We start from the raw sequence: 26349 nt of genomic DNA, 5'->3' as shown, positions 1-26349 counted from the left end.
GGCGGGAGCCAGGCGGGTCAGCCCGGCGTGTTCACCATCGACGCCGCCGCGTACGTCAGGTAGTTCCACAGCGTCCGCTCGTGCTCCTCGGAGAGGCCGAGCTCGTCGACGGCGTCCCGCATGTGCTTCAGCCACGCGTCGTGCGCGGCCTGGTCGACGGTGAAGGGGGCGTGGCGCATGCGCAGGCGGGGGTGGCCGCGGTTCTCGCTGTACGTCGTCGGGCCGCCCCAGTACTGGATGAGGAAGAGGGTGAGGCGCTCCTCGGCGGGGCCCAGGTCCTCCTCCGGGTACATGGGCTTGAGGATCGGGTCCTCGGCGACACCCTCGTAGAAACGGTGCACCAGGCGGCGGAAGGTCTCCTCCCCGCCGACCTGCTCGTAGAAGGTCTGCTCCTGAAGCGTGCCGCGCCGAATCTCTTTCACCCACCCATGGTCTCAGACGGGGAGACGGAGGACTCAAGGCCTAGGACCACCCGTCGGCGCTCGCCTCATCGCCCTTCCCGCAGCACAGTGGACATATGGGCACGCACGATCTCCACCGGGACGACAAGGACCTCGCCGACCTTGCCGCTTCGGCGCGGGCCGCGCTGGTGCGGGAGATCGAGGCGAGCGGGGCCTTCGAGGGGGACCCGGTGTGGCGGGAGGCGTTCGAGGCGGTTCCGCGGCATCTGTTCGTGCCGTACTACTACGTCGGCGTCATGGGCGGCTACGAACGCCGCTGGGGGGAGAGCGGCGACCGGCGCACCCGGGAGCGCTGGGCGCGGGGTGCGTACGCCGACGCCCCGCTGGCCACGCGGCTGCGCGACGGGGAGCTGGTCTCCTCCAGCAGCCAGCCGTCGCTCATGGCGAAGATGTTGGTCGAGCTGGAGGTGGCCGACGGCGACCGGGTGCTGGAGATCGGCGCGGGGACGGGGTACAACGCGGCGCTGCTCGCGCACCGGCTCGGCGACGACGACCTCGTCACCACCATCGACCTGGAGCCCGACATCACCGAGGCTGCGCGCCGGCACCTCGACGCCGCCGGATATCACCCGACCGTCGTCACCGGTGACGGCGCCCGCGGCGTTCCAGAGCGCGCCCCCTTCGACCGGATCATCGCGACCTGCACCCTGACCTCGGTGCCGCGCGCCTGGCTCGCCCAGTGCACACCCGGCGCCCGGATCCTGGCACCGCTCGCCACGGGCCTGATCGCGCTGCACGTGCGGGACGCGGGGCACGCCGAAGGGAGGTTCCTGCACACGCCCGCCTACTTCGTCCCCCTGCGCGGGGAGGGCAGGGCCGAGCCGGAGTCCGCGCACCTGGGCGGAGTGCCGCGCCGGGCCAGGGACCACGAGCTGTTCCGCTTCCTGCTGGCGCTGACCCGCGGCGCCCTCGATCCGCACGAGGCGTTCGCGCTGTGGGAGCGCGAAGGGGCGCCGCAGCGTGAGCGCTACGGCATCACGGTCAGCGGCGAGCGGGAATGGGCGTGGCTGGACGACCCGGAGGGGCCGTACGCATGGCCCCTCCCGTGATGCTCCGAGTCGGGATCAGCCCCGGCGAATCGTGATCGTAGTCCACGCGCCCACGTGTACCCGGTCCCCGTCCTGCAGCGGTACCGGTACGAAGGGCTGGATCGGCTCCTCGCCGCCGTTGACCGTCGTACCGTTCGTCGAGTTCTGGTCGACGATCGCCCAGCTGCCGTCCGGCTGCTGGACCAGCACCGCGTGCTGGTGGGAGACGCCCGGGTCCTCCGGCGGCACCGACAGGTCGATGTCGGGGGTGTCGCCGGTGGAGTGGCGGCGGCGGCCGATGGTGATCTGGTTGCCGGTGAGCGTGCGCTGCTGCTCGGGCGAGTACGCGGGCAGGTTCAGGCCCGCGGCCTCGGGGCCGGAGCGCTGCATCATCGCCATGAAGTACTCGCGGTCCGGGCCGATCGTCGCCATCCAGGTCGTCGGCTGCTGCTGCCCGTACCCCGGGCCGGGCGGGGCCTGGGTCGCGCCGGGCTGCGGATAGCCGTAGCCACCGCCGCGCATCTGACCGGTGCCGGGTCCGCCGGGTCCGCCCATGCCGGGAGGAGGTCCGGGCGGGCCGGTCGAGGCCGGCGGGGAGATGACCCAGTCGTCGTCACCGCCACCGAAGGACCCACCGCCGGGCGGGCGGCCGGTCTCCTGCGGGAACGTGGGCGGGGCCGGCGGGCCGGACTGCTGGTACGCCTGCGGAGCGCCACTCGTGGCACCCGGGCCGGCGGGCGGCGTGGGCCCGGGCGGCGGCGGAACCGGCCGCGAGGGGTCGGCGCCGAACGCAGGCGGTCCGGGAGGGCCGGAGGGTCCGGGCGGACCGGAGGGGCCGCCCTGGTACCCGCCGCCGTACTGGCCGCCGGGGTTCGAGGGGTCGGAGCCGAACGGCGGGATCGGCTCGGCGGGCCGGTTCATCTGCGAGGGGCGCGAGCCCTGGTACTCGTACGAGTCACCGCCGCCGTAGGACGGGCCGGGCGGCTGGGGCTGGAAGCGCGGGGCTCCACCAGGGCCGGGGCCGGACGGGCGCGGGGCCGCCGGGGTGTACGAGGTCGCCGTGTTCGTCAGGAAGTTCCACCGGCACTCCTCGCAGAACGGCGCACCGCCCTCGCGGGGCGTGCGGCACTGCGGGCAGAGCTCCGGCTCGGGGTCCGGTACGGCGGACAGGTGCGAGCGCCCGCCCTGACCGGGCGGCGGCGGGGGTGCGCCGGGGTAGCCGTAACCGCCGGGCGGGGGCGGCGGGGGCGGAGGTACGGCACCGGCCATGCGGTGACCGCAGACCTCGCACCAGTCGTCGGAACCCGACTGGTGTCCGTTCGGGCAGGTCGGCATGTCGGCGCTTCCCCCTCTCCTTTTCCGGCCGTTATGACCGGGTTTCTCCAACCCCGAGGGGCCAGGCTCGCGTCTGTATCGGTGTTTCTCTAGGTCACTTCTTTACACGAACAGTCTTTGTGGACCGTGTTTCGAGCGTCATCTCGTCGGCCTCTTCGACCTTCGCCTTCAGTCGCACAGTACCTGTCGCGGCGTCGACCACGTCCACCACCTTCGAAAGGAGTTTCGCCGTATCCGCGTTTCCGGAGTCGTTGGCGAGCTGGACGGCCCGACCCAGTTTGGCCGTTGCTCCATCCATGTCTCCCGCTTTGCGTAGATCCAGCCCTTGTTGGATGACTTGTGCCAGTTCTGCCTGGCCGGTGTAGTGGGCGACCTGGGGGTTGATCGACGTCGACGCGACCATGTCGTCGGTCCACACGGCCCGTACGAGGCCCTGGGCGCCGAGGCTTTGTGTGGTGCCGTCGGGCTGCGGGACGACCAGGGAGACGCGGGCGGCGAGCATCTCCCGGCCCAGGTCGGCGGTGGGGACCTCGACGCAGACGTGGTAGTCACGGGACTCGTCTCCCCAGGAACCGGTGGGGTAGTCGCCGGCGCGCGGGCCCGCCTCGGTGCGGCGGTCGGTCAACTCCTCGACCGTGGGCGCGACTTGCTTGACGAACTTGATGGAGGTGCCGACCGGCGTCCACAGCCGCAGGGCGACGTCCGCGACCTCCTTGCCCATCGCCGTCTCCATCATCTGCGTGAAGTCGGCGGCCAGGCCCGCCGGATCGGCGACGATGTCGGCGGTGCCGAGCAGCGCGGAGGCGATGCCTGTGACTTCTTTCACTTCCCAGTCGGTGCCCACGCCGCGGGCGTCACAGGTGAAACGTCCGGCGCAGGAGTCGAGGGCGGCCTTGAGGTCCTGCGGCGACTCGTGCTCGTTGCGGCCGTCGGTGAGCAGGATGCCGTGCCGGATGGTGACGTCCGCCGAGGACAGCAGACGGTCGGCGAGCCGCAGCCAGGTACCGATGGCCGTACCGCCGCCCGCGCTCAGTTTCCGCAGGGCCTGCTTGGCCTGGTCGCGTGTGGTGGCGTCGGCGACCGCGAGGCGCCCGCCGCCCGGGTAGACCTCCTTGGCGACATGCGTGCCGCCGATCACCGCGAAGTGGACGCCGTCGCGCAGGGTGTCGATGGCGGCGGCCGTCGCGTCACGGGCGTTGCGCATCTTGGTCGGCGGATAGTCCATGGACCCCGAACAGTCGACCATGATCGCCACGGCCGCGTCCGGGCCCTGACCCGGCGCGTAGAGATGGGGCGACGCGACGGCGCTTCCTATCGTGCCGCCGCCGGTCGAGGTGACCGTGACGATCGCGTTGACCTCACGGCCGCCCTCGGGCAGGAACTCGTTCTGGTACACGTCCACCGAGAACTGCGGCACGTTCGACTTCGAGAAATTGGCCATGCCTACTCTGATCCCCCTCGAAAACCCCACAGGGATGGGGTGACGACTGTGTCCGGACCGGTCCCCTCCGGTCCGTTTTGCGCTGCGGCCTCAGGCCGATCCTGCCCCCATAGGCGGGGCGGGGAACGGCACGACGGCCACTGTTACGTTGTCGTGGCCCCCGCCGTCCAGTGCGTGGCCGACCAGAACCCGGGCGCAGTGCAGCGGGCGCACGGCGGCGTCGAGGGGCATGACCTCGGCCAGCTCCTCGGCCGCCTCCGCGTAGTTCCACAGGCCGTCCGTGCACACCACCACTACACCCGGCCGGTCCGGCTTGAAGGAAGCGGTGTGCGGCTCCAGTTCGTACGCGTCCGCGCCGAGCCAGCCCGTGATCGCGTGGGCGCGCTCGTCGGCGTAGGCCTCCGCCTCGCTCATCAGACCCGCGGCGACCATCTGCGCGGCCCACGAGTCGTCCTCGGTGAGCCGGGCGGGGGGTGAGTTGCGGTCCACCGGAACCCAGTAGGCGCGGCTGTCGCCGACCCAGCCGACGACCAGCAGGCCGGCCGTGACGACCGAGCCGACCAGGGTGCAGGCGGGCGCGTTCTGGTGCGGGGTGTGCTCACGGGCCGTGGCCGGTTCGTCCGCCAGCGCGTTGACCGCGCGCGAGGCGGCGACGATCGCCTCGTGCATGGCCTGCTGCGGGTGCGTGCCCAGCGGCAGGGCGGCGAGCAGCGACTGGCTCGCAGCCTGGGACGCGGCCAGGGAGGCGTCGTCCGGGCGGGTCGCCGAGGACACGCCGTCGCAGACGATCGACACGAGCGCGGGCGCGCCGTCGGGCAGCGCGACCCGGCCGATCGCGAACGCGTCCTCGTTGCGGTGGTGGCGCAGCCCGCGGTCGCTGACCGCGGCGATCGGCCCCGACTCCTGCTCCATGTGGTCGCGTTCGCGCGGCTGCGCGTGCCCGCAGTTCTCGCAGTAGCCGTCGTGGTCGACCTGGCCCGCGCGGCACGCCACGCACAGCTTGGTGCCCTCGGGCGGCGTCGGCACGTCGGCCACGCGCGGGTCCGGCGCCTGGAGCGGGTACTCGTCGGGCTCCGGCGGACGGTCGAACCGCACCCCGGACGCCGGGGACACGGGGGATCCCGTGGGCGGGGACTGTGGCGCCCCCACGGGCAGCACCGAGCCGCCCGAGTCCGTACCCGGGATGTCCGTCGGCAGATGGACCTGCGGCGGGGTGTCGAAGGCGCCCGGTTCTGGGGCGATGGGCCAGTCCACGTCCGGGTCTCCTGGGGGATGCGGCGCCGAGCCGTTCATGGTGAGCGTAGGGGTGTCGTCCGGCCGTGCGGGCACCGCGGACAGGTCGTATCCGCACGCACCGCAGAAGCGGTCACCCGACTCGAGCGGCTCCTCGCAGCTCGGGCAGGCGGACAACTGGGGAATCTGCGACATGAACTACACCCACGTCCGGGGGCGGTAACGATTGGCACGTTCCACCAGGTCGATCCTCTCCTCGCCGCCCTGCGCGAGCCGGGCCAGCATCCGGTAGGAGCGCTCCAGGCCGAACCTGAGACCACGCTCGTCCAGACCACTGCCGAGCAGCACCCGTCCCCCGGCGGCAGGAGGGGCGGAACCCTGGCTACTGGAGAGTATCCAGTCCAGTGCGCAGCCGAGGACCTCGGCCGACAACTGCTCGCGGCGCGCCGGGTCCAGACCATAGGCGTCCAGCGCCTCGACCTGCCCCGCGGCCGCGGTCAGATCCTCCAGGAACGGCGCGTCGGCGGCCACCGCCGTACGCTGCCGCAGCCGCGCCCGTACGGCCGCCACGCGCGCGGCCGTGTAGTGGATGGACGACTCCGGAACCGACTCCAGCGTCCGTACGGAACCACGGCGGTCGCCCGATGCGAGCTGGACGCGGGCCAGACCGAACGCGGCGCTCACATAGCTCGGGTCGGTCGACCACACCAGGCGGTAGTACTCGGCGGCGTTGTCGAGCTGACCGAGCACCTCCGCGCACAGGCCGAGCGCCAGCTTCGGCGAGGGCTCGCCGGGGAAGGCGTCGTAGATCGCGTCGAAGGACAGGGCCGCGATCTCGTGCTCGCCGGTCGCCAGCGCGGCGACGCCCCGGTACCAGACCACTCTCCAGTCGTCCGGGTGGTCGGCTTCCAGGGCATCAAGTGCCTCGGCCGCGCTGGTCAGTTCACCCATTTCAAGCCGGGCCCGCAGCTCACGCAGCCGCAGTTCCGGAGAAGCGTTCGGCGCCGCCTGGAGCGCGCTGATCAGCTCGGCCGACGCGGGCGTCATGAGCCCGGCCAGGAAACCGGCGTTCGGGTCGCTCGGGTCGACATGGGGCACCGGAAGGGCGAGGGCCGCGGCGGGGGCGTTGACGCTCTTGACGAGGCTGGGGGTGTCAGGGGCACCAGGGGCCTCGGGGCTGCCGTTGACGGCCTTCGGGGCCGCGGTGAGCTGGGGCCGCTGCTCCTTCTGCTGCTCCTTCTTCGACCGCACCACCCGCGCCCCGAGGCGTGACACGTCGCCGTCCAGCTTCGGGAACAACTCCGCGTCCGTGACCTTCAGTTCGGGCCCGAAGAGCGTCGACAGCGCCGGACGCGCACGCCCCGTCTGGAGCGACACGACCTCCCGCAGCACACCCGTCAGCTGCTCCGCCATCTCCTGCGCGGAGGCGAACCGGCGGGCCGGGTCGGGGTCGGTGGCGCGGACCAGGAGGCGGTAGAAGGACTCGTACTGGCGGAAGACCTCGATGTGGTCGGGGTCGGGCAGGGAGTCCACGAACACGTTCGTGTAGCCCTGGAAGTCGAAGGTCATGACCGCGAGGGTGCGCGCGACCGTGTAGAGGTCGGACGCCACCGACGGGCCGACCTCGGCGACCTCGGGCGCCTGGTAGCCCACCGTGCCGTAGATGGCCGACTCCTCGTCGTCCATCCTGCGCACCGCGCCCATGTCGATCAGCTTGAGCTGGTCCTCGGTCTGGATCGCGTTGTCGACCTTGAAGTCGCAGTAGAGGAGGTTGCGGCTGTGCAGATGGCCGAGGGCCTCAAGGGCCTCGATGCCGTAGGCACAGGCCTGCTCCACCGGCAGCGGGTCGCGCTTGCCCTCGGCCGAACGGCGGTCGTTGGCGATCTCCTTCAGCGACTTGCCGCCGACGTACTCCATCACGATGTAGCCGTCCAGCGAACCCGTCCGCTGGTCGAGGTGCTCGACGAAGTTGTAGATCCGCACGATGTTGGCGTGCTCGATCTCCGCGAGGAAGCGCCGCTCGGAGATCGCCGCCGCCATCGCGTCCTGGTCGCCGGTGTCGAGCAGGCCCTTCAGCACGACCCAGCGGTCCGACACCGCGCGGTCCACCGCGAGATAGACCCAGCCCAGGCCGCCGTGCGCCAGACAGCCCACGACCTCGTACTGACCGTGCACGATGTCGCCGGCGTTCAGCTTCGGCACGAACGAGTACGGGTTGCCGCACTTGGTGCAGAAGCCCTCCGTGCGCCCGGGCTGCTCGCCGCGGGAGCGTCCGACCGGCGCCCCGCAGTCCGAACGCGAACAGAACCGCTTCCGCTCGGGCACCTCGGGGTTCTCCAGGACCATCGCGCGCGGGTCGGGCTTCGGCACCTCCGGGACCTGCACCAGACCCATGCCCAGCCGGCCGCGGCCCGAGGAACCGGCGGTGGAGCCGGAGCTGCGCACCGACACCGAGCGGCCCGTGGACTTGCCCGACAGGGAGCGCGAGAGGCGTCCCGACACCGAGCGCCGCGACTTCGACGACTGCGACGTACTACGGGAGCTACGGCTGCTGCGGCCGCTGGCGCGCGAACTGGCGCTGCCCGAGCCCTTGCCGCCACCCGTGGAGCCGGTCGCCGGCGAGCCCACCATGCCTCCCCCGGAGGGGGGACCCCCAGACGAGACGACCGGCGCGAGACCGCAGGTGTCGCAGTACAGCTCGCCGCCGCCCATGTCCTCGTACGACCCGTCGCAGTCGGGCCGCTGACACTTCTGTTGTGCCTCACTCATCACGAGTCCCCCCTTCGGTCCTCGGGCCCGCCCGGCTGCGGTACGCGCGGGCTGCCGAACTGCTCGGCGGCCGCGTGCTGGTAACGCAGCACGGCCTGTTCGGCGACGCGCAGGTCGCAGGGCGCGCTCCACAGCATGCGCCGCGCCGCGTCGTAGCGCTCGATCAGCAGCGGGTCCTCCGCCAGGCCGTGCCGGGCGACCTTGGCCTTGTACGCGTCGAGGCGGCCGCGCAGCTCCGCGCGGACCGCCAGTGGCTGTGTGACCGCGGTCAACGACTCGCGGGCGCGCAGCAGTTCGTCCTCCGCCTTCTGTTCCAGCGACTCAAGGAGCGGGGACAGCCGGTGCCACTGCGCGTGTCGGCGGTACTCGGCGGCCGTCGCCAGCTGCTCCTGCAGCACGGTCGGCGGTCCGCTGACGACCGGCACCTCCGTGGCGGCGATCTTCGCGAGCACCTCACCACGCGCGTTGCGTGCCTCGGCGAGCGTGCGGTCCGCGCGGGACAGCACGTCCCGCAGCCTCACCAGCCGCGCCTCCGCGTCCTGCCGCACGGTGAGCACGGCGTCGATCTCCCGGCGCACGTCTTCAAGCGCGCGCGCCTCGCGGTCGTACACCGTGGTGTCCGGGCGGCCGCCGCCGGGCGCCGAACTGCCCTGCGCCTTGACCCAGAAGGCGAGCGGGTCCGAGATCACCTGCTCGCGCAGTGACGTCAGCGTGCGGGTGATGCGCTCCAGGTCGTCGCCCGCCGGGTGCTCGCCCGGGCGTACGCCGACGGAGTGCGCCAGCTTGCGGGTGCGCTGGAGCTCCGCGGCCAGTAAATCGATACGGGCGGGCAGCGCCGACCACACCGCGTCGGCGGCGACGACCATGTCGAGGGAGGTCGCGTACAGCTCGTTCATCCGCTCGACCAGGGCGACCAGCGAGTAGTGGTGGCTGAGCCTGCCCGCGCCACCGGTCAGGGTCGGCGCGTTCGCCGTCGCCGTGGTGGTGGAGCCCGCGACCGTGACGGACTCGCCGCGCAGCAGCTCCGTCAGCTCGACCAGGTCCTCGCGGCTGGACCAGCGGCGGCGCGAGCGGATCTCACGCGCGGAGCGCATCGCGTCCGTGTACGCGTCGAAGTACGCCCACAGCAGGGTGATCGACGCCTCCGCGGCCGACCAGCGCTCCTTGGTCGTGCCCGTGAGCTGGGCGCCCTCCAGGAGTCTGCGGCCCGCGTGGTCCTGCAGGGCGAGGAGCGAGGTCTCGATCGCCTCGTGCTCCGCGCCGAGCCGCGCCAGCGCACGGTCCACCTCGTCCCGGTCCATAACCGGCCCGGGGGGTCCCGTGACGCCCATCGATCACCTCTCGCTGCCTTGTTGAAGCCGGTGGCTGACGTGGTGCCAGTCTGTGCCTGTGGCTGTGCCTGTCGGTTGTCGCCCGTCCGATGGTGCCCGTCCGGTGGTGCCTGTCAGCTCGTGCGCAGGTACTGCGGTGCCGGCGGCTCCGACTTCGCGGAGTCGCTTCCCAGTGTCGCCGACAGCCACTTGTCGTACGAGGCCTGCCAGCCGTCCTCGCGGTAGTCCACCAGGATCTGGTTGACCCGGCGTACCAGATCGTCGGCGTCCTTCTTCATCGCCACGCCGTAGTACTCGGTGGTGAAGGGCTCGCCCTTGAGCTCGACCGTCGGGTCCTGCGCGGCCTGGCTCGCGGCGAGCGCGCCGTCCGTCACCACGGCGTCCACCTCGCCGAGTTGGAGCCGCACCAGGCAGTCGAGCTGGTTGGGGACGGTGGTGGATATGTCGGCGGAGGAGACCAGATCGCCCGCCTTCTGGTCCTCCTCCAGCTTCGTGTGCGCCGTGGAACCCGCCGCCGTGCAGATCTTCTTGTTCGCGAGCGAATCGTCGTAGCCCGTGATGTCCGAGGACTTGGGGGCCAGGACCTGCTGGCCGGTCTTGAAGTACGGGGCGGAGAACGCCACATCGGCGAGGCGGGAGCAGTTGATCGTCATCGTGCGGACGACCATGTCGACCCGGCCCTCCTGGATGGCCGGAATGCGCTGGATGGTGGGGATCGCCTTGAACTGGACCGCGTTCGGATCGCCCAGGATGTTCTCGGCGATCGCGTGGACCAGGTCGATGTCGAAGCCCTCCAACTCGACCGACTTCGAACCGCTGTTGGGGTCGCGGTAGCCGAAGCGGTAGCTGTTCTGGTCGACGCCGACGATCAGCTTCCGCTTCTCGCCCTCGCGGTTCTTGATCGCCTCGATCGTGGAGCCGTCCGCGCTCGACGGGGACAGCGTCTGCTTCTCCGGGGCCTCGCACTCATCCCCGGCCCGCGCCTGCACGGCTACGGCCCCACCGGTGCCGCCCGTGCCCGTGCTGCCCTCGCCGCGGGACTGGGTCAGCGGCAGCAGCACGAAGACGACCGTGAGGACGCAGACGACGGCCATCGCACCCACACCGCCCCAGCCCCTCAGGCCGGCCCGCAAACGTCGTGCATGCATCCTCACGCCTCCTTTCATCCTCGCGCTCCTCACCGGTACTCCGACAGCCTGCGCCCGATGCCCAGCACCGCGCCGGCCGCGCCCAGCACGGCGAGTGCGGCGGCGCCGATCGACAGCCCCGTCATCGCGTCCAGGCCGTCACCGGCCGACTGCTGGAACTCGGTCTGCTCGTGCGCCAGCGCCTTGGCGAGATTGGTGTCGACGCTGTCGAAGCACTCGCCCGTCGCACCCTTGGCGCCGATCACCTTGTCCAGCGCCAGCTGGTAGTTGCCGTTCTCGTCCTCGGCGTGGGCGGAGGTGTGCCGCTTCTTCCACTCCGTCATATTGCCGACGGCCGCCGTGACCGGCTTCGTGCCCGAGGTGTCGTCGGCGAGCTTCTCGGCCAACGCCAGGCCGTCGCCGAGGGTCTTCATGTCCTTCTGGAAGTCGTAGTCGTACTTGTCTACGGTCTTCTCCGCGTCGCCCTTGCCGACCGTGACCGTCTCCGCGCCGCGGGCCACCAGCGTCAGGTTCTCGTTGCCCCGCGCCTTGAGGGAGGCGATGCGGGCGTCGTGCAGCACGTTCAGCGAGCGGACGCCGTGGTCGTAGGAGTCGTTGAGGCCCGCGCGCGCGACGCTGTGACCGACGACCAGCCAGAGCATGACCACCGTGGCGGTGGCGGTGGCGGCGACCAGGCCGTGGTTCAGCACGCGGTTGGTACGCCGGTAGTTGCGCTGCTGGGCCCACGCCAGTGCGGCGAGCACGAGGACGCCGAGGGCTATCGCAGCCCAGGGGTAGGGCGTCGCGTCGGCGTAGTCGGCACGCAGGCGTTCGTTCTCACTCTTGTAGAGGTCCTCCGCCGCCGGGAGCATGTCCTGCTGCATCTTCTCGTTGGCGTACCGCAGGTAGGCGCCGCCCACCGGGAAGCCCTGGCGGTTGTACGTCCGGGCCCGCTCCACCAGGCCCTTGTACTCCGGCAGCATCCGGTTCAGCTTCGAGATCGTGTCCGCGGCCGGGGAGTCGGGCTCCGAGTTGGCCGCGGCCGTGACCAGCTTTTCCGCGGCGGTGCTGATGTCCTGCTCGTAGCGGTCGCGGGTCACCTTCGTCTCCTGGCCGCCCGCCAGGAAGCCGCTGGAAGCCGCGGTGTTGGCGTCGGCCAGCGAGCGGTAGATGTCGGCCGCCGCGGAGCTCAGGGGTTGGCTGCTGTGCAGGACGTCGTCGGCGGCGGCCGCGCGGTCGGCCGTCTGCCAGGCGGTGACCGCGCCGAACGCGACGACCAGCAGGGCGAGAAGGGCGCCGATGATGCGCAGCCGGCCCGGCTCGGTGGTGGCGGCCGCGCGCAACTGGTCCACGCCCTCGGCGAACGCCGTACGACGGGTGGGCGTCGAGGCGTCGGGCGTGCCGCCGGGCACCGGGGACGAGCCTCGCTGTGCGGGCGGTGCGGGCAGCGCCGGGCGTTCGGACTGCGGTGGTACAGCCGGCGTCGTGGGCACAGCTGATCCTGGTGGCGCCGCGCTGCTCTTCGGCGGGTGTGTCACTTTGACCTCCCCCATGGTCATCCGTCGCCGCAAGTATCGCTGCCGGGACTGACATCCGCACGTGCCTGCCGGCGGCTGAGCAGGATCCCGGTCACCCCCTGCCCATGAATACGCCTTGGGAATCTGTTCGGTTCCCTGGGGGCTGCGCCCCCAGACCCCCGCTCCGGCCCTGAACGGGCCTTGTCCTCAAACGCCGGACGGGCTGAAGTTACCTGGACCGGCGTCGAGAGATACCGCCAGCTTTGCCAATGCACCCGCGCTCACGCCTCGAAGTACGCCCGCGCCCTCTCCTGCACCCCCGCCCCCGCCCCCACCCGGTCCAACCCCAGCAGAACCGCACCCAGCACCGGACTTGCCGTGACCACCTGCGGAACCGCCTTCGGAGCCCGAGATGCCAGCAACTCACCGATACCGTCGTTCAGTTGAGGGTGTCGGGCGGCCAGGATGCCGCCTCCCAGCAACACCGGCGTCTCCTCCTCCAGCATCTCCAGTCGCGTCAGTGCCACCGTCGCCATCGCCACCACCTCCTCGGCCAGGCGGTCGACGATCGAGCGGGCCACCGGGTCGCCGTCCGCTGCCGTGGCGAAGAGGACCGGGGTCAACTCGTGGCGGCGGGTGTGTTCGACGTGTTCGAGGTGCAGAGCCTCGATCAGCGCGTACATGGAATCCAGGCCGAAGTGGGCCGGCAGGGTGCGCGCCAACTCCGTAGGACCGCCTCGGCCGTCCTCCGCGCGTGCCGCGTGCCACAGGGCCTCCTCCGCCAGGCCCCAGCCGCCGCCCCAGTCGCCGGAGATACGGCCCAGCGCCGGGAAGCGGGCGGTGCGGCCGTCGGGGCGCATGCCGACGCAGTTGATGCCGGCGCCGCAGACCACCGCGACGCCACGCGGCTCGGTGATGCCGGCCCGCAGGATCGCGAAGGTGTCGTTGCGCACCTCGACCGTCGTGCCCCACGCGCGCGCGTGCAGGGCGGCCGCCAACTGCTCCTCCTCCACCGGGAAGTCGGCGTTCGCCAGGCAGGCGGAGACGTGGGTGACGGCGGAGACCTCCGCGGCGGTGAAGGCCCGCGCCACCGCTTCAGCCAGCGCGTTCACCGCCGTCTCCACGCCCACAGCCGGCGGCCGGAACCCGCCGCCGCGTGCCGTGGCGAGGATCTCCCCGTCGGCCGCCACGACCGCGACGTCGGTCTTGCTGTTGCCCGCGTCGATGGCGAGGACACTTGCGGTCAGGCCCACGCGAGATGCTCCCGGTTGTGCGCGATCAGCTGGTCGGTGAGGGGTTCGGCGTACTCGTACTGGCCGATCAAGGGGTGGGAGAGAAGGGCGCGGAAGACCCGGTTCCGGCCGCCGTGCAGCGCCGCCTCCAGGGCCAGGTCCTCATACGCCGTCACGTTCGCCATCAGGCCCGCGAACAGGGGGTCCACCTCCGGGATCGGCAGGGGGGTGGCGCCCCTCCTGCCGACCGCCGCCTGCACCTCGATCACCGCGTCGTCCGGCAGGAACGGCAGCGTGCCCTTGTTGTACGTGTTCACCACCTGGTACGTGCTTCCCGCCCCGCGCAGCAGCGACGCGGCCAGGTCCACCGCCGCCTCCGAGTAGTAGGCGCCGCCGCGCTTGGCGAGCAGCGCGGGCTTCTCGTCCAGTTCGGGGTCGCCGTACATCTTCAGCAACTCCCGCTCCATTTCGGCCACTTCGGCGGCCCTGGAGGGCTTCGTCCGCAGCTCCCGTACGACCTCGTCGTGCGCGTAGAAATAGCGCAGGTAGTACGACGGGACCACGCCCAGGCGTTCCAGTAGCGCGGGTGGCAGCCGTAGGTCGGCGGCGAGCGAATCGCCTTGCTCCGACAGGAGTTTGGGGAGGACGTCCTCACCCTCGGGGCCGCCCAGCCGTACGCCCGTCTCCCAGGTGAGGTGGTTGAGGCCCACATGGTCGAGGTGGATCTCGGACGGCGCCACGCCGAGCAGGCCCGCGAACCTCCGCTGGAAGCCGATCGCCACGTTGCACAGCCCGACTGCCTTGTGGCCCGCCTGGAGCAGGGCACGCGTGACGATGCCGACCGGGTTGGTGAAGTCGATGATCCAGGCGTCCGGGTTCGTACGGCGGACCCGTTCGGCGATGTCGAGGACCACCGGGACCGTCCGCAGCGCCTTGGCGAGGCCGCCCGCGCCGGTGGTCTCCTGGCCGACGCAGCCGCACTCCAGGGGCCAGGTCTCGTCCTGCTCACGGGCCGCCTGGCCGCCGACGCGCAGTTGCAGCAGCACCGCGTCGGCACCCTCGACACCCGCGTCCAGGTCGAACGTCGTGACGATACGGCCGGGGTGACCCTGCTTGGCGAAGATGCGCCTCGCCAGTCCGCCGACCAACTCCAGGCGTTCGGGAGCCGGGTCGACCAGCACCAGTTCCTCGATGGGGAGCGTGTCCCTCAACCTCGCGAAGCCGTCGATGAGTTCGGGCGTGTAGGTCGAGCCTCCGCCTACAACAGTGAGTTTCATGAGTGCTGTTAACCCTTCACTCCGGTGAGCGTGACGCCCTCGACGAACGCCTTCTGCGCGAAGAAGAACACGAGGATCACGGGGGCCATGACCAGCACGGTCGCGGCCATGGTGAGGTTCCAGTCGGTGTGGTGCATGCCCTTGAACGACTCCAGGCCATAACTCAGGGTCCACGCGCCCTGGTTCTCCGACGCGTAGATCTGCGGGCCGAAGTAGTCGTTCCACGCGTAGAAGAACTGGAAGAGGGCCACGGCCGCGATCCCAGGCTTCGCCATCGGGAGGACCACCTTCAGCAGGGTCCTCAGATCCCCGCAGCCGTCCACCTTCGCCGCGTCCAGGTACTCGTTCGGGATCGTCATCAGGAACTGCCGCAGCAGGAAGATCGAGAACGCGTCGCCGAACGCCATCGGGATGATCACCGGCCACAGCGTGCCCGACAGGTCGAACTGCTTCGCCCAGAACAGGTACATCGGGATGATGACAACCTGAGGCGGCAGCATCATCATCGAGATCACCAGCATCAGGGACAGATTCCGGCCCCGGAAGCGGAACTTGGCGAGCGCGTACGCCACCGGGATCGACGACACGACGCTGAGGACGGTGCCGAGACCGGCGTAGATCAGCGTGTTCTTCCACCAGGTGAGGAAGCCGGGGGTGTCGAAGACCTTCTTGTAGTTGGCCCACTCCCAGGTGTCCGGGATCAGGTCGCGGCTGAGGGCCTGCGAGTCGCTCATCAGCGAGGTGAGGAACACGAACACGAAGGGGAGCGTGAAGAAGAGGGCGGCCGCGACCCCGAGGGAGTGGACCGCGATCCACTCCAGGAGTGCCTTGCGGCGGGCGGTGCGTTCGGCGGGTGAGGCCGGGGTCTTCAACTCCACCGGCCTGTCCAGTACTTGGGTCATGGGGTCAGTCACCTGCCTGGATGAGCCCGCCCCGGCGCCGCATCAGAAGCGCGGTGAACGCCATCGACAGGGCGAAGAGGACCAGGGCCACGACACAGGCGGAGCCGTAGTCGAAGCGCTGGAAGCCGAGGTTGTAGACGAGTTGGGGGAGGGTGAGCGTGGACTTCTCCGGATAGCCGGGCTCGAACTGCGTGCCCGCGCCCTGGATCACACCCGAGGCGACCTTTCCGGCGATCAGTGGCTGTGTGTAGAACTGCATCGCCTGGATCACGCCGGTGACGACCGCGAACATCACGATCGGCGAGATGTTCGGCAGCGTGACGAAGCGGAAGCGCTGCCACGCCGACGCGCCGTCCAACTCCGCCGCCTCGTACTGCTCTTTCGGTACGTCGAGCAGCGCGGCCATGAAGATGACCATCAGGTCGCCGATGCCCCACAGGGCCAGCAGGGTGAGCGCCGGCTTGGACCAGGTGGGGTCGTTGAACCAGCCGGGCGCCGGGATGCCGATCTTCTCCAGCATCGAATTCACCGGGCCCGTACCGGGGTTGAGGAGAAACGCGAACGCCATCGTCGCGGCGACCGGCGGGGCGAGGTAGGGCAGGTAGAAGAGGGTGCGGAAGACGCCCGTACCCGTCTTGATCTTCGTGATGAGCATGCCGATGCCGAGGCCGAACAGGACGCGGAGGCTCACCATGATGACGACCAGCCACAGGGTGTTGCGCAGGGCGGGCCAGAAGTAGGGGTAGTGCTCGAAGACGTACGTCCAGTTCTTCGTTCCGCTCCAGGTCGGCGGCTTGAAGCCGTCGTAGTGCATGAACGAGAAGTAGACCGTCGAGATCATCGGGTACGCGAAGAAGACCGCGAAGCCGATCAGCCAGGGCGACATGAAGGCGGCCGTACGAAGCGCCGACCGGCGGCGCTTCGAGGCCAACGTGATGGTGCTCATCGTTACTTCGCCTGCGCGATGTCCGTGTCGATCTGCTTGGCCGTGTCCTCAAGGCCCTTCTTCAGGTCGGTGGCCTTTCCGCTCTCGTACTCGTAGCCGAAGTTCTGGATCGTGGCGAGGTAGACGCCGCCGTTGACCGACGCGGGGGACGTGGTCGAGTTCGCGTTCGCGGCGATGTCGAGGAACGTCTTGAAGCGCGGGTCGTACTTCAGCTTCGGGGACTTGAGGGCGGCCAGCGTGGACGGCACGTTGTGGATGGCGTTGGAGAAGGAGACGACCGCGTCCGTGTCCGTGGTCATGTACTTCACCAACTCCCAGGCCGCGTTCTGCTTCTGGCTGGTTGCGGCGATACCGGCGATGGTGCCGGTGATGTAGCCCTTGCCGTACTGGTCGGCCTGGTCGTCGGGGACGGGCAGCGGGGCGACGCCGATCTCGAAGTCGGTCCCCGCGTCCACGGCCATGCCCAGGCGCCACTCACCGTCGAGCTGCATGGCGACCTGGCCGGTCTGGAAGGGGTGCTTGGGGCCCCACTCGTCGCCGAGGGTGGCGCGGAAGGTCTCCAGCTTCTTGTAGCCGCCGAGTTCGTCGACCAGCTTCTTCTGGAGCGTGAAACCTGCGGTGACGGCCGGGTCCGTCGCGATGGTCGACTTGCCGTCCTTGTCGAAGTACGTCGGCGAGAACTGACCGAGGTAGTGCTCGGTGGTGGACTCCCAGCCGTGGTAGTTCGGCATGAAGCCGAGCTGCTTGTACGAGGCTCCCTGAGTGATCGTCAACTTCTTGGCGTCTGCCTCGAATTCGGACCAGGTCTTGGGCGGGCTGGTGATGCCGGCCTTCTTGAACGCCGTCTTGTTGTAGTAGAGGCCGTACGCGTCGCCCAGCAGCGGCACGGAGCACCGGTTGCCGTCGAACTGGGTGTACTCGTTCATCGCCTTAGGGAAGGTCGTCTCCGGGTCGATGCCCGACTTCTCGAAGAGCGGGTTGAGGTCGACGAGCGCGCCCGACGAGCAGAACTTGCCGACGTTGTTGGTGGTGAACGACGAGATCACGTCGGGCGCCTTCGAGCCGCCCGCGCGCAGCGCCTGGTTGATCTTGTCGTCCGTCATGTTGCCGACGACGTTGACATGGATGTTGGGGTGCGCCTTCTCGAAGCCGGCGACCAGCGCCTTCACGGCCTTCACCTCGGCGGGCGCGCTCCAGGCGTGCCAGAAGTTGATGGTCGTCTCAGTGGACGCGTCGTCATCGGCGCCGGAGGACGACTGGCCGGTACAGGCGCTGGTGAGAAGGGCGAGGGAAGCGGAGGCGGCGAGCGCGACGGCCGCCTTTCGGGATATTCCGGGCATGGCAAGGTCTCCCAAGGACAGGGCAGGGCAGGGTGAGGGCGGTGAAGGGGGTGGTGCAAGAAGGGGGGTGGGGTGAAAGGGGGTGAAAGAGGGGGGTGGGTACGGGGGTTCAGCGCGAGGTGTCGAAGACCTCGTCGCGGGTGGTCGCCAGCGCGCTCTCCAACGCGCCCCGCAGTACGGGGTGTTCGTGGACGTCGCCGACGACAAGACGGGGACGGGACGCCGCCAGCTCTTCCAACTCGGCCTGGACGAGGGCGCGCAGGGTGTCGCCGCCGGAGGTGAGTGAGGCGCCGCTGAGGACGACGAGTTCGGGGTCGAGGACGGAGACGAGGGAGGCGAGACCGGTCGCGAGGTGCGTCGCGTAGGTCTCCAGGAGCTGTCGGTGAGGCCCGGTGTCGATACCGGCGGCCCGCTCGACGAGGGCGGCGGCGACCTCGGCGTACGGGCCCGTCGGGATGTCGCCGATGCCGAGCTCACGGGCCAGCTTGGGGATGGCTTGCGAACCCGCCAGCTCCTGGTAACCGCCGCTGTTGGCCTTGGTGACCTGGCGGACCAGGGGTGCGCCCGGCACGGGCAGGAAGCCGACCTCGCCGGCGCCTCCGGTCCAGCCGCGGTGCAGCCGACCGCCGAGGACCAGGGCGGCGCCCAGGCCCCCTTCGTTCCACAGGAGGACGAAGTCGTCGTGCCCGCGGGCCGCGCCGAGGCGCTGTTCGGCTACGGCGGCGAGGTTGACGTCGTTCTCGTACTCGACCGGCATCGGCAGGGCGGCGGCGAGTTCGTCGAGGAGGGTCGGGGCGTGCCAGCCGGGCAGGTGGGAGGCGTAGCGCAGTCGGCCGGTGTTGGGGTCGAAGGCGCCGGGGGTGCCGATGACCAGGCGGTGGAGGTCGCCGCGGGCGAGGCCGGCCGCCTTGACGGCTCCGTCGAGGGCGTCGGTGACCTGGCGGGCGACGGGCTGGGCGGGGCGTCTGCCGGGGGTGGGCAGCTCGTACTCGCCGACCGTCCTGCCGGTGATGTCGGCGACGGCGGCGCGGATGCGTTCGGGGGTGACGTCGAGCCCGGCGGCGTACGCGGCGGTCGGATTGACCTCGTACAGCTGGGCGTTGGGGCCGGGGCGGCCCTCGCTGGTGCCGGTGGCCAGGACCAGGCCGGCCGCCTCCAGGCGGGCCAGCAGTTGCGACGCGGTCGGCTTGGAGAGGCCGGTGAGCTTGCCGATCCGCGTGCGGGACAGGGGGCCGTGCTCCAGGAGGAGGTCCAGGGCGGCACGGTCGTTCATGGCGCGCAGGACGCGCGGGGTGCCCGGCGTACCGGCGGTTCCTGCCATGGGGACGACACCTGCCCTTTCGACTGATCAGCGGCTCGGTTGCTTGGCTGCTCAGCTTCTCATCGATCACTGTTAGGAAAGTTTCCTATCGGTGGGAGGAAAGTAGGCCTCCAGTGGTGGGGGCGTCAATGGGGGGAGCGGGCGGCAACAAAGTCGTTACTTGCGGGGGAACGGGAAACGCAGCGAGGGCTCCCCCAGGAGAAGGGGAGCCCTCGAAGCGACGGTGGAGCGAGCCGCGTATCGACTACTGCACGTCGACGTAGTCGCCCGTGGAGGTCTTCGGGGCGGTCGTGGAGGTGCCCGCGAACTTGTAGCGGTAGGAGCCGTCGGCCGAGGCCTTGACCGTGGTGGAGAGGGCGCCGGCCGTGCCGGACGTCACCGTCTTCACGGTCGTGTAGGTGTCGCTGCCCTTGGCCTTGAACTGGAGGGCCACGGACTGACCCTTGTAGCCGGAGTACTTGCTGGTCTCCCAGTTGGCGCGGGTCAGCGCGCCCTTGACGGTGAGGGTCTTGCCCTTCTTCACCGGCTCCGGGGTGGCGTTGGTGGTGAGCTTGGCGAGCCGCTTGACCTGGACCTTGCCGAGGCCGCCCCAGATGTCGTAGCTGTACGAGAAGCTGATGTGGTTGTCGGAGTCGTCGGAGTCCGACGCGACCTGGCCGTAGAGGGCGCCGACGTTCCACGTGGTCGCGTCCGCGGCCGCGTAGAGGTATTCGTACGGGTCGACCGTCATCGTGTCCGAGCAGGACTCGGTCACGGTGGTGTCGGTCGTCGCCGTCGTCGTGCAGGTCGGCGAGGCGTCGCTCTCGATCTCGTTCTGGATGCCGGCGAGCGTGCCGCGGTACAGCATGATGACCGCGGCGTTGTTCTTGTAGTCGATCACCAGGTCGGCCGGGCGGGTCAGCGTGTATGTGACCGGGACCTTCACCGTGGCCGTGGTGCCGAACGAGATGGCCTTGCCGTTGTTGACCGTCACGTCGGCGAAGGTGAGATCCGGCGTCGCGGCCAGCGCGGCGGGCGCGGCCAGGCCGGTCAGAGCCAGGGCGCCGGACACGGCGACGCCTATGGCGAGCTTGCGCATGTAATTCCCCACAATCGAAGCGGGCCCCTGGGCGTTGAGCTCCAGAACAAGGGCCCGCTGTTGGGGTGACGATAGATGGTTCACGGGTGTGACGGGAACGCGGGGATCATGTGAAGAGGATTAATTCGATCGACGCATCACGTCTTCGTCACGATCTCTGAAGTCGCAGGTCAGGCAAGTATTGTGAGCGATCGCAGGCCCTAGGCCCGTTGCGCGGTCGGCAATTGGACAGCGTTCACACGGTGTTGTCACAGGAATGGGTCGCCGGGATCGCCAAAAGCTCCGCGAGACAAGAACATCCACAGGTTCCTGCTCTTTGATCCCGCCAGATCCGACGAGCAGGAGAAGACCGATGAGACGCAGAGGGAGACGCCGACTCCTCTCTTTGACGGCGGCATCCTGCCTGCTGGCGGCGGCCGCCGTGTCCTGCAGAGTGGGCGGCGACGACGGCCGCCCGCCGACCGGGGGTGTGGGGGAGGGGCGTGCGGCCAGGGGGACCCGGCTCGTAGAGGCGAGCTTCGTCCTCGACTGTTCCGGTGTGGCCGTCCGGGCGGAGGCCTACGACTTGGTGTGCGGCGGTGATGGCCGATGAAGCAACTGACGGCGTTTACGACGCTCAAGGCGTTGCTGTCGTGCTGGCGGGCCGCGTTGGCCAGCTGCGTTCCGCTCATGAGCGGGATGCTGGTCATCACCATTCTGGATGACGGATTCACCGTGGGCGGGGTGGCCTGGGAAGTGGCGAAGGCCCTTCTGGCGTGGGGGACCGTGAGCCTGACGTGGGCTGCCGCGGCCTACCTGCTCCTGCGCCGCCGGGCGCGCGGCCTCGGCCTGGTGCCGGCCGGCGACGTGCTGGGCGATCGGCAGACGTATGTGCTCCGTGCGGTGCCCTGCGCGGACGGCTGGCAGGACCGGGTCCGCGACCAACTGGCTGCGACGGAACGGATGTTCCTGGTCGCGGAGCAGGGCCGGCAAGCGATACCGGAGGCGATCACGTTCCGCCGCCGTCTCGGCCGCCGGGACCATTCGGTCTGGGGCTCACTGACCTTCGCTCCGGCCACCTCGGGCCCGTGCACCGTCGTCCTCGACGTCGGGGACGGGGAGGACAACCTGGGAGTGGCGGGACTGCGGAAGGGGGCTCCGTTCGTGGTGGTGTGCGAACTGGCCAGGGAGCTGGGGCTGGTGGCGGTTGATGGGGATGCGGTAGCGCGCAAACTCGTGACACTGGAGCCGAGTTGATAGGCAGGGTGTACGAGTACAGCGTCGTCGTACTGAGCTGCGTCCTGCTGCCGGCGGGACTCGCGATGGTCGTGTCCGGGCGGCTGGTATGGGGGTTCGGGCAGGCGGATCGACCGCGGTGGTTGGGCGTGGCGATGCTGTGCTACGGCGTGTATGGACTCCGCGTACTGCCGGTGACGGGTGACTGGGACCTGCTGCTGTTCTTTCTGGGGGTGGTGGCGTTGAGCTTGAGCCGCTGGGCCCCGTTGAAGAGAAGGAAGCAGAAGGACGACGCATCGCCCGGAGCGACGACCGCCGACTGAACGGCAGCCCTGCCCCCTGGCATTCGGGGTCTCGCCATACGACGATGACCTGGCGCTCGTCGACGATCGGCGGGCCCGCACGATCCAACGGGGCCGGTGGCAGCGCCGGTTGACGTGAAGTGGGGGGACGGTCACGTGTCGAGTGCCGTGCAGAGATCTGGTCGTACGCCCACCGCATGGGAACTGTCGAGGCGGCGCCCCGTCCTCTTCGCCCTGTTCGAGACCGTCCTGACAGCCGCGTGCGCCTGGATGTGGGCGGTGGTGTCGGCCCTGCACAACCTGGCGGACGGCCCGGACGAGGCGGGCGAACCGGAGTCCGCCTTCAACTCCCCCTACGTCGTGGTGGCGTGCGCGGCCCTGCTCAGCATCCCCGTCACCTGGGCCCTACGCGCACTCCCGTCCCGCCGCATGCGCCGGGCGGTGGAGGGGGCGGTGGTGGCTCGGCTGGTGCTGGCGGTTCTTTTCTCGGTCTGGGTCGGGGTGGCGCTGGTGTGGGCGTAGCGAGGCTTCACATCAGGCTCGCTCGTCATGCTGGAGGGGGTGATCGGAGCGTTTGGCCCACGTCGGCAGCAGCCGACCTGCGGCTTTCCCCTCGTCGCCTGGTCCAAAGGGGCCAATCGCTGAGATTGCCCCCTCACCGACGCTCGCGATGAGGCGGCTCGCGCTGGTGCGGTCGGCGGGCTCAGCGGCTGACCAAGAGCCATCAGAAACCGCTTAGGGCGGGATACGGGGCCGGGAGGAGGAGAACGCTTCCGAGGTCGGCCTTGGTCTCGTCCGCGTAGTACGCCTCGGTCGGGTCATCGTCGGGGAGGACCGGGTTGGTGTAGCAGTGGGCCGTCTTGGTGTTGCGGTTGATCAGGACGTAGACGGGGACACCTGCGGCAGCGTAGGCGCGCAGCTTCGGGCCGGTGTCCGTCTCGTGGTTGGTGGCGGTGACCTCGCCGACCAGGGCGACCATGTCGATGGGGTGCCAGCCGGGGTAGCTCTCGTAGTACGACTCTTCGGCCGCCGTCGGCTTGCGGTGCAGGACGCAGAAGTCAGGGATGAGCAGGGCGGCTGTGTTCCCTGAACTGTCCGCGAATCGGTATCCGTTACCAGAGATCCGGCGGGGAGAACGGCACGTAGGCCCTGCCTTCGATGTACTCCGGCCGGACCGGCATGGGCGAAACCGCCTCGTACCTGGCCAGCAAACCAACCGGCTCCAGTTGGGACATGAGGTCCGGCTCGGTTGCGGGGTCGGCGTCCATCGGTGTTCTTCCAGGGGGCGTCATAGGGCTACGTGAGGGTGCGATGTCGTGAAGGATGCCCAGGCGGTGGGGGTGAGGCGGAGTATCGGGTCGTTGGGGGCCTTGGAATCGCGTACGGCTATGGTGCCGGGGACGTTGCGGGCGACCTCGACGCATTCGCCGCTCCCGCTGCTGTAGCTGGACTTCACGAAGTCGAAGCCGTTTATCAATGCATGTCCTTGCTGATGCTGTCGATCAGGGTGAGCGAGTCCCTGGGGGCCAGGCTCAGTCGTGCCGTGCGGTCGAAGAACGAGCTGTACGTGGCGCTTTCGGCTTCGTTCTCCAGCCAGACGGTGGCGGCGATGGTGTCGACGTGGACCACATCCACGGCCTCCGTCTCGGCAAAGGAGACGACGCCATGGACGGCGTGCCGTTTCCTCGCCACGATGCGCGGAGACCGACGGCATGGAGGTGCACCGTGGATGCTCCCTTTGTGGGACGTACTGAGGCGCTCGCGCTGCTGGAGCAGGCGCTGGACCGAGCGCGCACGGGCGTTCCGCAACGGGTGCTGGTGGAGGGCAGGGCGGGCATCGGCAAGACCGCTCTCGTGCGGCGGTTCGTGACCTTCGCGGGCGTGTCGCGTGTGCTCTACGCCGAGGGAGCCGAGGCCGAGTCTGGCCTGGCCTTCGGGGTCCTGGGCCAGTTGTTGGCCGACGCTCCCGGCGCGCCGGGGGGTGGCGACGGATGGGTGGACTCGCCGGCGGCGGGGGCGGGGCTGATAGAGGTCATCGACAAGGCGCAGGGTCCCGGCGGGGACACCGTGGCCGTCGTGGTCGACGACGCACAGTGGGCCGATCATCCCTCATTGCAGGCACTGACCTTCGCGGTACGGAGGCTGCGCGCCGACCGGGTGGTCGCGATCGTGGTGGTACGGGACATCCACGACCAGCTGCTGCCGGAGGGACTGCGCCGGCAGTACACGGCCGCGGACTCGGTGCGGATCAGACTCGAAGGGCTGGCCCCTGCCGAACTCAGCCTCCTCAGCCGCGGACTGGGCACGGGACGGCTCACGGCCCGGGCGGCCGCGCGGCTGCACACGCACACCGCGGGCAACCCCCTGCACGCCCAGGTGCTGCTCGAACAGGCGGGCCCCGGTCTGCTCGACGACCTGGAGCGTACCGACAGCACGCTGCCCGCCCCGAAGTCCTTCACCGCGCTCGTGCTGGCCAGGCTCTCCGCCTGCGCCCCCGAGACCGAGGCCCTGGTGTGCGCGGCGAGCGTGCTCGGCGTCCATGGCGCTCTCGACGCGGCCGCCGTACTCGCCGGCCAGGATGATCCGCTGCCCGCCCTGGAACAGGCCGTGTCCGTGGGGCTGTTGACCGAACGGGTGGGCGATCACGTGGTGCGCTTCCCGCACCCCCTCATCCACGCCGCTGTCTACCATCAGCTCGGCCCCGCCCGGCGGGCCGCGCTGCATTTGCGCGCCGCCGGCCTCACCGGAGACGAGTCGCTGGCCCTGCGCCACCGGGCCTGTGCGGCAACCGGTCCGGATCGTGCGCTGGCAGCGGACCTGGCCGCGCTAGGCCGCCGGCTCGCCTCCGAGAGGGCCTGGTCGAGCGCCGCCGGACAACTGTCCACCGCCGCCAGGCTGAGCCCCGACCGGGCCGCGTACGAACAGCTCACCCTGGAGGCCGTCGAATGCCGGCTGCTCGCGGGCGAGGTGCCCGACACCATTGAAGCCGCCCAGCGGATCCAGGGGTTCACCCAGAGTGCCTGGCGCAGCTACCTCCTGGGCCGGCTCACCCTGTCCGACATGGACCGGTCCGAGGCACTGCTGCACGACGCCTGGAAACGCTGTGACCCCGAGACCGAGCCGGTGCTCGGCGCGCGGATCGCCGGCCAGTTCGCCGCGCTGTACGGAAGCATGCTGCGCGGCACCGAACAGGCCGAGTGGGCGCAACTGGCACTGCGGCTCGCGCCCGACTCCACCGCCACCGACATGATCCGCTTTCTGGCGATCAGCGGGCAGGCGACGAGCGGCCGGGCCGCGGAGGCACTCACCGCGCTGGGCCAACTGGAAGCCGACCCCGCCGTCGCCTCGCCCGCGGAACTCGAGGAGCTGATGGGGCGGGGCGTACTGCGCGGGCACACCGGCGAACTGGCGGGCGCGCTACGGGACTTGACGGGAGTCCTCGGTGCCTGCCACTCGCGCTCGGCGATGTTCCGGGTGATCGCCGCGACCATACTCGCCTGGTACGAGTACCAGACGGGCCACTGGGACGACTCGATGGTCCACTGCGATCTGGCGCTGTCCCTGGCAGCCGACACCGACCAGCCCCACATCGCCTTCAGCTGTCACGTGAACGCCGCGCTGGCCCGCTCCGCCCGCGGCGACTGGGCCGAAGCCGCCGGACACGTGCGTGTCACCCGGGAGTACGCGGCCTCGGGCCACCCCTATCCCGTGGTGCAGGCGGCTCTCTCCGTGGCCTACCTGGCCCGCGCCCGCGGTCGCCCCGAGGAGGTCGTCGCCGCCCTGGAACCTCTGCTCGCACTCGGCAGGCGCGGCCCGTTCGAGGAACCGGGGATGATTCCCTGGCCGGATGTTCTCGCCGATGCCTGGACGGCGCTCGGCGAACACAAACGCGCTGAGGAAGCCCTGGGCCCGTACGAAGAGCTGGCGGCCGAGCGCGCCCATCACGGCGCCCTGGCGCTCGCCGCCCGCAGCCGCGGGACCCTGGAGGCCGCGCGGGGCGACGCGGCCGCGGCGGAACGGGCCTTCCGGGCCGCGCACGGCCATGCCGAGCACACCCGGGCGCCGTTCGACCGTGCGCTGCTGCACCTCGCTCACGGACAGTTCCTGCGCCGGGCCGGCAAGCGCACCCTGGCGGGCGGGCAGTTGCGGGCCGCCAGGGAGATTCTCGTACGGCTGGACGCCAAGCCCGACCTGGAGTGCTGCGAAAGGGAGTTGGCGGCCTGCGGTCTTGAGACCGGGGAGCGCAGGACCCGCGGGGCGGCTCTCCTCACCCCGCAGGAGCTGGCGGTGGCACGCAGGGTGGCGTCCGGGCTCACCAACCGGCAGGTGGCCCGCGAACTCGTCATCAGCGTCAAGACCGTCGAATACCATCTCGGCCGGCTCTACCCGAAGCTCGGCATCGACTCGCGCCACCAGCTCGCCTCCCGGCTCGCCGACGGACAGGACTAGGGAGCCCCCGGGGACGTTCCCCGGTGCCGCCGCGCGGCCTGCTCC

At 70.3% G+C, this 26349-nt stretch carries 24 protein-coding genes; 6 read left to right on the top strand and 18 right to left on the bottom strand.

Annotated features, from left to right (window positions below; genetic code table 11):
• Positions 1-17 precede the first annotated feature (17 nt).
• Positions 18-422: a globin gene (locus AC5DRG_RS18740; protein ID WP_491811689.1), complete on the bottom strand. Its 405-nt coding sequence runs from the start codon at positions 420-422 to the stop codon at positions 18-20.
• A 95-nt stretch (positions 423-517) separates the two neighbouring features.
• Here AC5DRG_RS18740 and AC5DRG_RS18735 point away from each other — a divergent pair, with 95 nt between their 5' ends.
• Positions 518-1510 (top strand): methyltransferase domain-containing protein, encoded by a 993-nt coding sequence (locus AC5DRG_RS18735; RefSeq protein WP_491811688.1) that lies wholly within the window; start codon positions 518-520, stop codon positions 1508-1510.
• A gap of 15 nt (positions 1511-1525) precedes the next feature.
• On the opposite strand, the gene AC5DRG_RS18730 is transcribed toward AC5DRG_RS18735, so the two are convergent.
• The 14 genes from AC5DRG_RS18730 to AC5DRG_RS18665 form a co-directional block, all read right to left on the bottom strand.
• A complete protein-coding gene (locus AC5DRG_RS18730) occupies positions 1526-2824 on the bottom strand; it encodes an FHA domain-containing protein (protein ID WP_491811687.1) in 1299 nt (432 codons plus the stop codon).
• 94 nt (positions 2825-2918) lie between these two features.
• The gene (locus tag AC5DRG_RS18725) at positions 2919-4265 is read right to left on the bottom strand and encodes a vWA domain-containing protein (RefSeq protein ID WP_491811686.1); all 1347 of its coding nucleotides are present in this window, start codon (positions 4263-4265) and stop codon (positions 2919-2921) included.
• Between the two features lie 90 nt (positions 4266-4355).
• Positions 4356-5693 (bottom strand): PP2C family protein-serine/threonine phosphatase, encoded by a 1338-nt coding sequence (locus tag AC5DRG_RS18720; protein WP_491811685.1) that lies wholly within the window; start codon positions 5691-5693, stop codon positions 4356-4358.
• Between the two features lie 3 nt (positions 5694-5696).
• Positions 5697-8267 (bottom strand): serine/threonine-protein kinase, encoded by a 2571-nt coding sequence (locus tag AC5DRG_RS18715; RefSeq protein ID WP_491811684.1) that lies wholly within the window; start codon positions 8265-8267, stop codon positions 5697-5699.
• Positions 8267-9598: a coiled-coil domain-containing protein gene (locus AC5DRG_RS18710; RefSeq protein ID WP_491811683.1), complete on the bottom strand. Its 1332-nt coding sequence runs from the start codon at positions 9596-9598 to the stop codon at positions 8267-8269. Before AC5DRG_RS18710 ends, AC5DRG_RS18715 begins: the two co-directional genes overlap by 1 nt.
• Before the next feature lie 113 nt (positions 9599-9711).
• Positions 9712-10746 (bottom strand): glutamate ABC transporter substrate-binding protein, encoded by a 1035-nt coding sequence (locus AC5DRG_RS18705; protein WP_491811682.1) that lies wholly within the window; start codon positions 10744-10746, stop codon positions 9712-9714.
• A gap of 29 nt (positions 10747-10775) precedes the next feature.
• Positions 10776-12278 (bottom strand): GlnX family signal transduction membrane protein, encoded by a 1503-nt coding sequence (locus AC5DRG_RS18700; RefSeq protein ID WP_491811681.1) that lies wholly within the window; start codon positions 12276-12278, stop codon positions 10776-10778.
• Positions 12279-12523: 245 nt separating this feature from the next.
• Positions 12524-13495, bottom strand: coding sequence for an N-acetylglucosamine kinase (locus AC5DRG_RS18695; protein ID WP_491811680.1), 972 nt, complete (start codon positions 13493-13495; stop codon positions 12524-12526).
• A complete protein-coding gene (locus AC5DRG_RS18690) occupies positions 13486-14751 on the bottom strand; it encodes a 6-phospho-beta-glucosidase (RefSeq protein ID WP_491811679.1) in 1266 nt (421 codons plus the stop codon). Before AC5DRG_RS18690 ends, AC5DRG_RS18695 begins: the two co-directional genes overlap by 10 nt.
• A gap of 8 nt (positions 14752-14759) precedes the next feature.
• Entirely contained in the window at positions 14760-15653 is an 894-nt protein-coding gene (locus tag AC5DRG_RS18685) for a carbohydrate ABC transporter permease (protein WP_491811678.1), read from the bottom strand.
• Positions 15654-15657: 4 nt separating this feature from the next.
• Entirely contained in the window at positions 15658-16599 is a 942-nt protein-coding gene (locus tag AC5DRG_RS18680) for a carbohydrate ABC transporter permease (RefSeq protein WP_491811677.1), read from the bottom strand.
• A 2-nt stretch (positions 16600-16601) separates the two neighbouring features.
• Positions 16602-17939: an ABC transporter substrate-binding protein gene (locus tag AC5DRG_RS18675; RefSeq protein ID WP_491811676.1), complete on the bottom strand. Its 1338-nt coding sequence runs from the start codon at positions 17937-17939 to the stop codon at positions 16602-16604.
• 109 nt (positions 17940-18048) lie between these two features.
• Entirely contained in the window at positions 18049-19260 is a 1212-nt protein-coding gene (locus AC5DRG_RS18670) for an ROK family transcriptional regulator (protein ID WP_491811675.1), read from the bottom strand.
• Between the two features lie 244 nt (positions 19261-19504).
• Entirely contained in the window at positions 19505-20338 is an 834-nt protein-coding gene (locus AC5DRG_RS18665; protein ID WP_491811674.1) for a hypothetical protein, read from the bottom strand.
• 352 nt (positions 20339-20690) lie between these two features.
• On the opposite strand from AC5DRG_RS18665, the gene AC5DRG_RS18660 reads away from it, so the two are divergent.
• From AC5DRG_RS18660 to AC5DRG_RS18645, 4 genes are all read left to right on the top strand, one after another.
• Complete coding sequence (locus AC5DRG_RS18660) at positions 20691-20930, top strand: hypothetical protein (RefSeq protein ID WP_491811673.1); 240 nt, start codon at positions 20691-20693, stop codon at positions 20928-20930.
• On the top strand, positions 20927-21574 hold the full coding sequence (locus AC5DRG_RS18655; protein WP_491811672.1) for a hypothetical protein: 648 nt from the start codon (positions 20927-20929) through the stop codon (positions 21572-21574). Before AC5DRG_RS18660 ends, AC5DRG_RS18655 begins: the two co-directional genes overlap by 4 nt.
• A gap of 8 nt (positions 21575-21582) precedes the next feature.
• On the top strand, positions 21583-21876 hold the full coding sequence (locus AC5DRG_RS18650) for a hypothetical protein (RefSeq protein ID WP_491811671.1): 294 nt from the start codon (positions 21583-21585) through the stop codon (positions 21874-21876).
• Between the two features lie 135 nt (positions 21877-22011).
• Complete coding sequence (locus tag AC5DRG_RS18645) at positions 22012-22377, top strand: hypothetical protein (RefSeq protein WP_491811670.1); 366 nt, start codon at positions 22012-22014, stop codon at positions 22375-22377.
• 202 nt (positions 22378-22579) lie between these two features.
• On the opposite strand, the gene AC5DRG_RS18640 is transcribed toward AC5DRG_RS18645, so the two are convergent.
• The 3 genes from AC5DRG_RS18640 to AC5DRG_RS18630 form a co-directional block, all read right to left on the bottom strand.
• Complete coding sequence (locus tag AC5DRG_RS18640; protein WP_491811669.1) at positions 22580-23071, bottom strand: Uma2 family endonuclease; 492 nt, start codon at positions 23069-23071, stop codon at positions 22580-22582.
• A gap of 72 nt (positions 23072-23143) precedes the next feature.
• On the bottom strand, positions 23144-23329 hold the full coding sequence (locus AC5DRG_RS18635; RefSeq protein WP_491813080.1) for a DUF397 domain-containing protein: 186 nt from the start codon (positions 23327-23329) through the stop codon (positions 23144-23146).
• The gene (locus AC5DRG_RS18630) at positions 23329-23547 is read right to left on the bottom strand and encodes a Scr1 family TA system antitoxin-like transcriptional regulator (protein ID WP_491811668.1); all 219 of its coding nucleotides are present in this window, start codon (positions 23545-23547) and stop codon (positions 23329-23331) included. The genes AC5DRG_RS18635 and AC5DRG_RS18630 overlap by 1 nt, the downstream gene beginning before the upstream one ends.
• 48 nt (positions 23548-23595) lie before the next feature.
• On the opposite strand from AC5DRG_RS18630, the gene AC5DRG_RS18625 reads away from it, so the two are divergent.
• Positions 23596-26304 carry a helix-turn-helix transcriptional regulator gene (locus tag AC5DRG_RS18625; protein ID WP_491811667.1) on the top strand — a complete coding sequence of 903 codons (2709 nt, stop codon included), beginning with the start codon at positions 23596-23598 and terminating at the stop codon, positions 26302-26304.
• Positions 26305-26349 lie beyond the last annotated feature (45 nt).

The sequence above is a fragment of the Streptomyces sp. JLBG701 genome, from assembly GCF_058544905.1.
The sequence above is the reverse complement of the archived record's forward strand: the minus strand, read 5'-3'. Positions and strand labels throughout refer to the sequence as shown.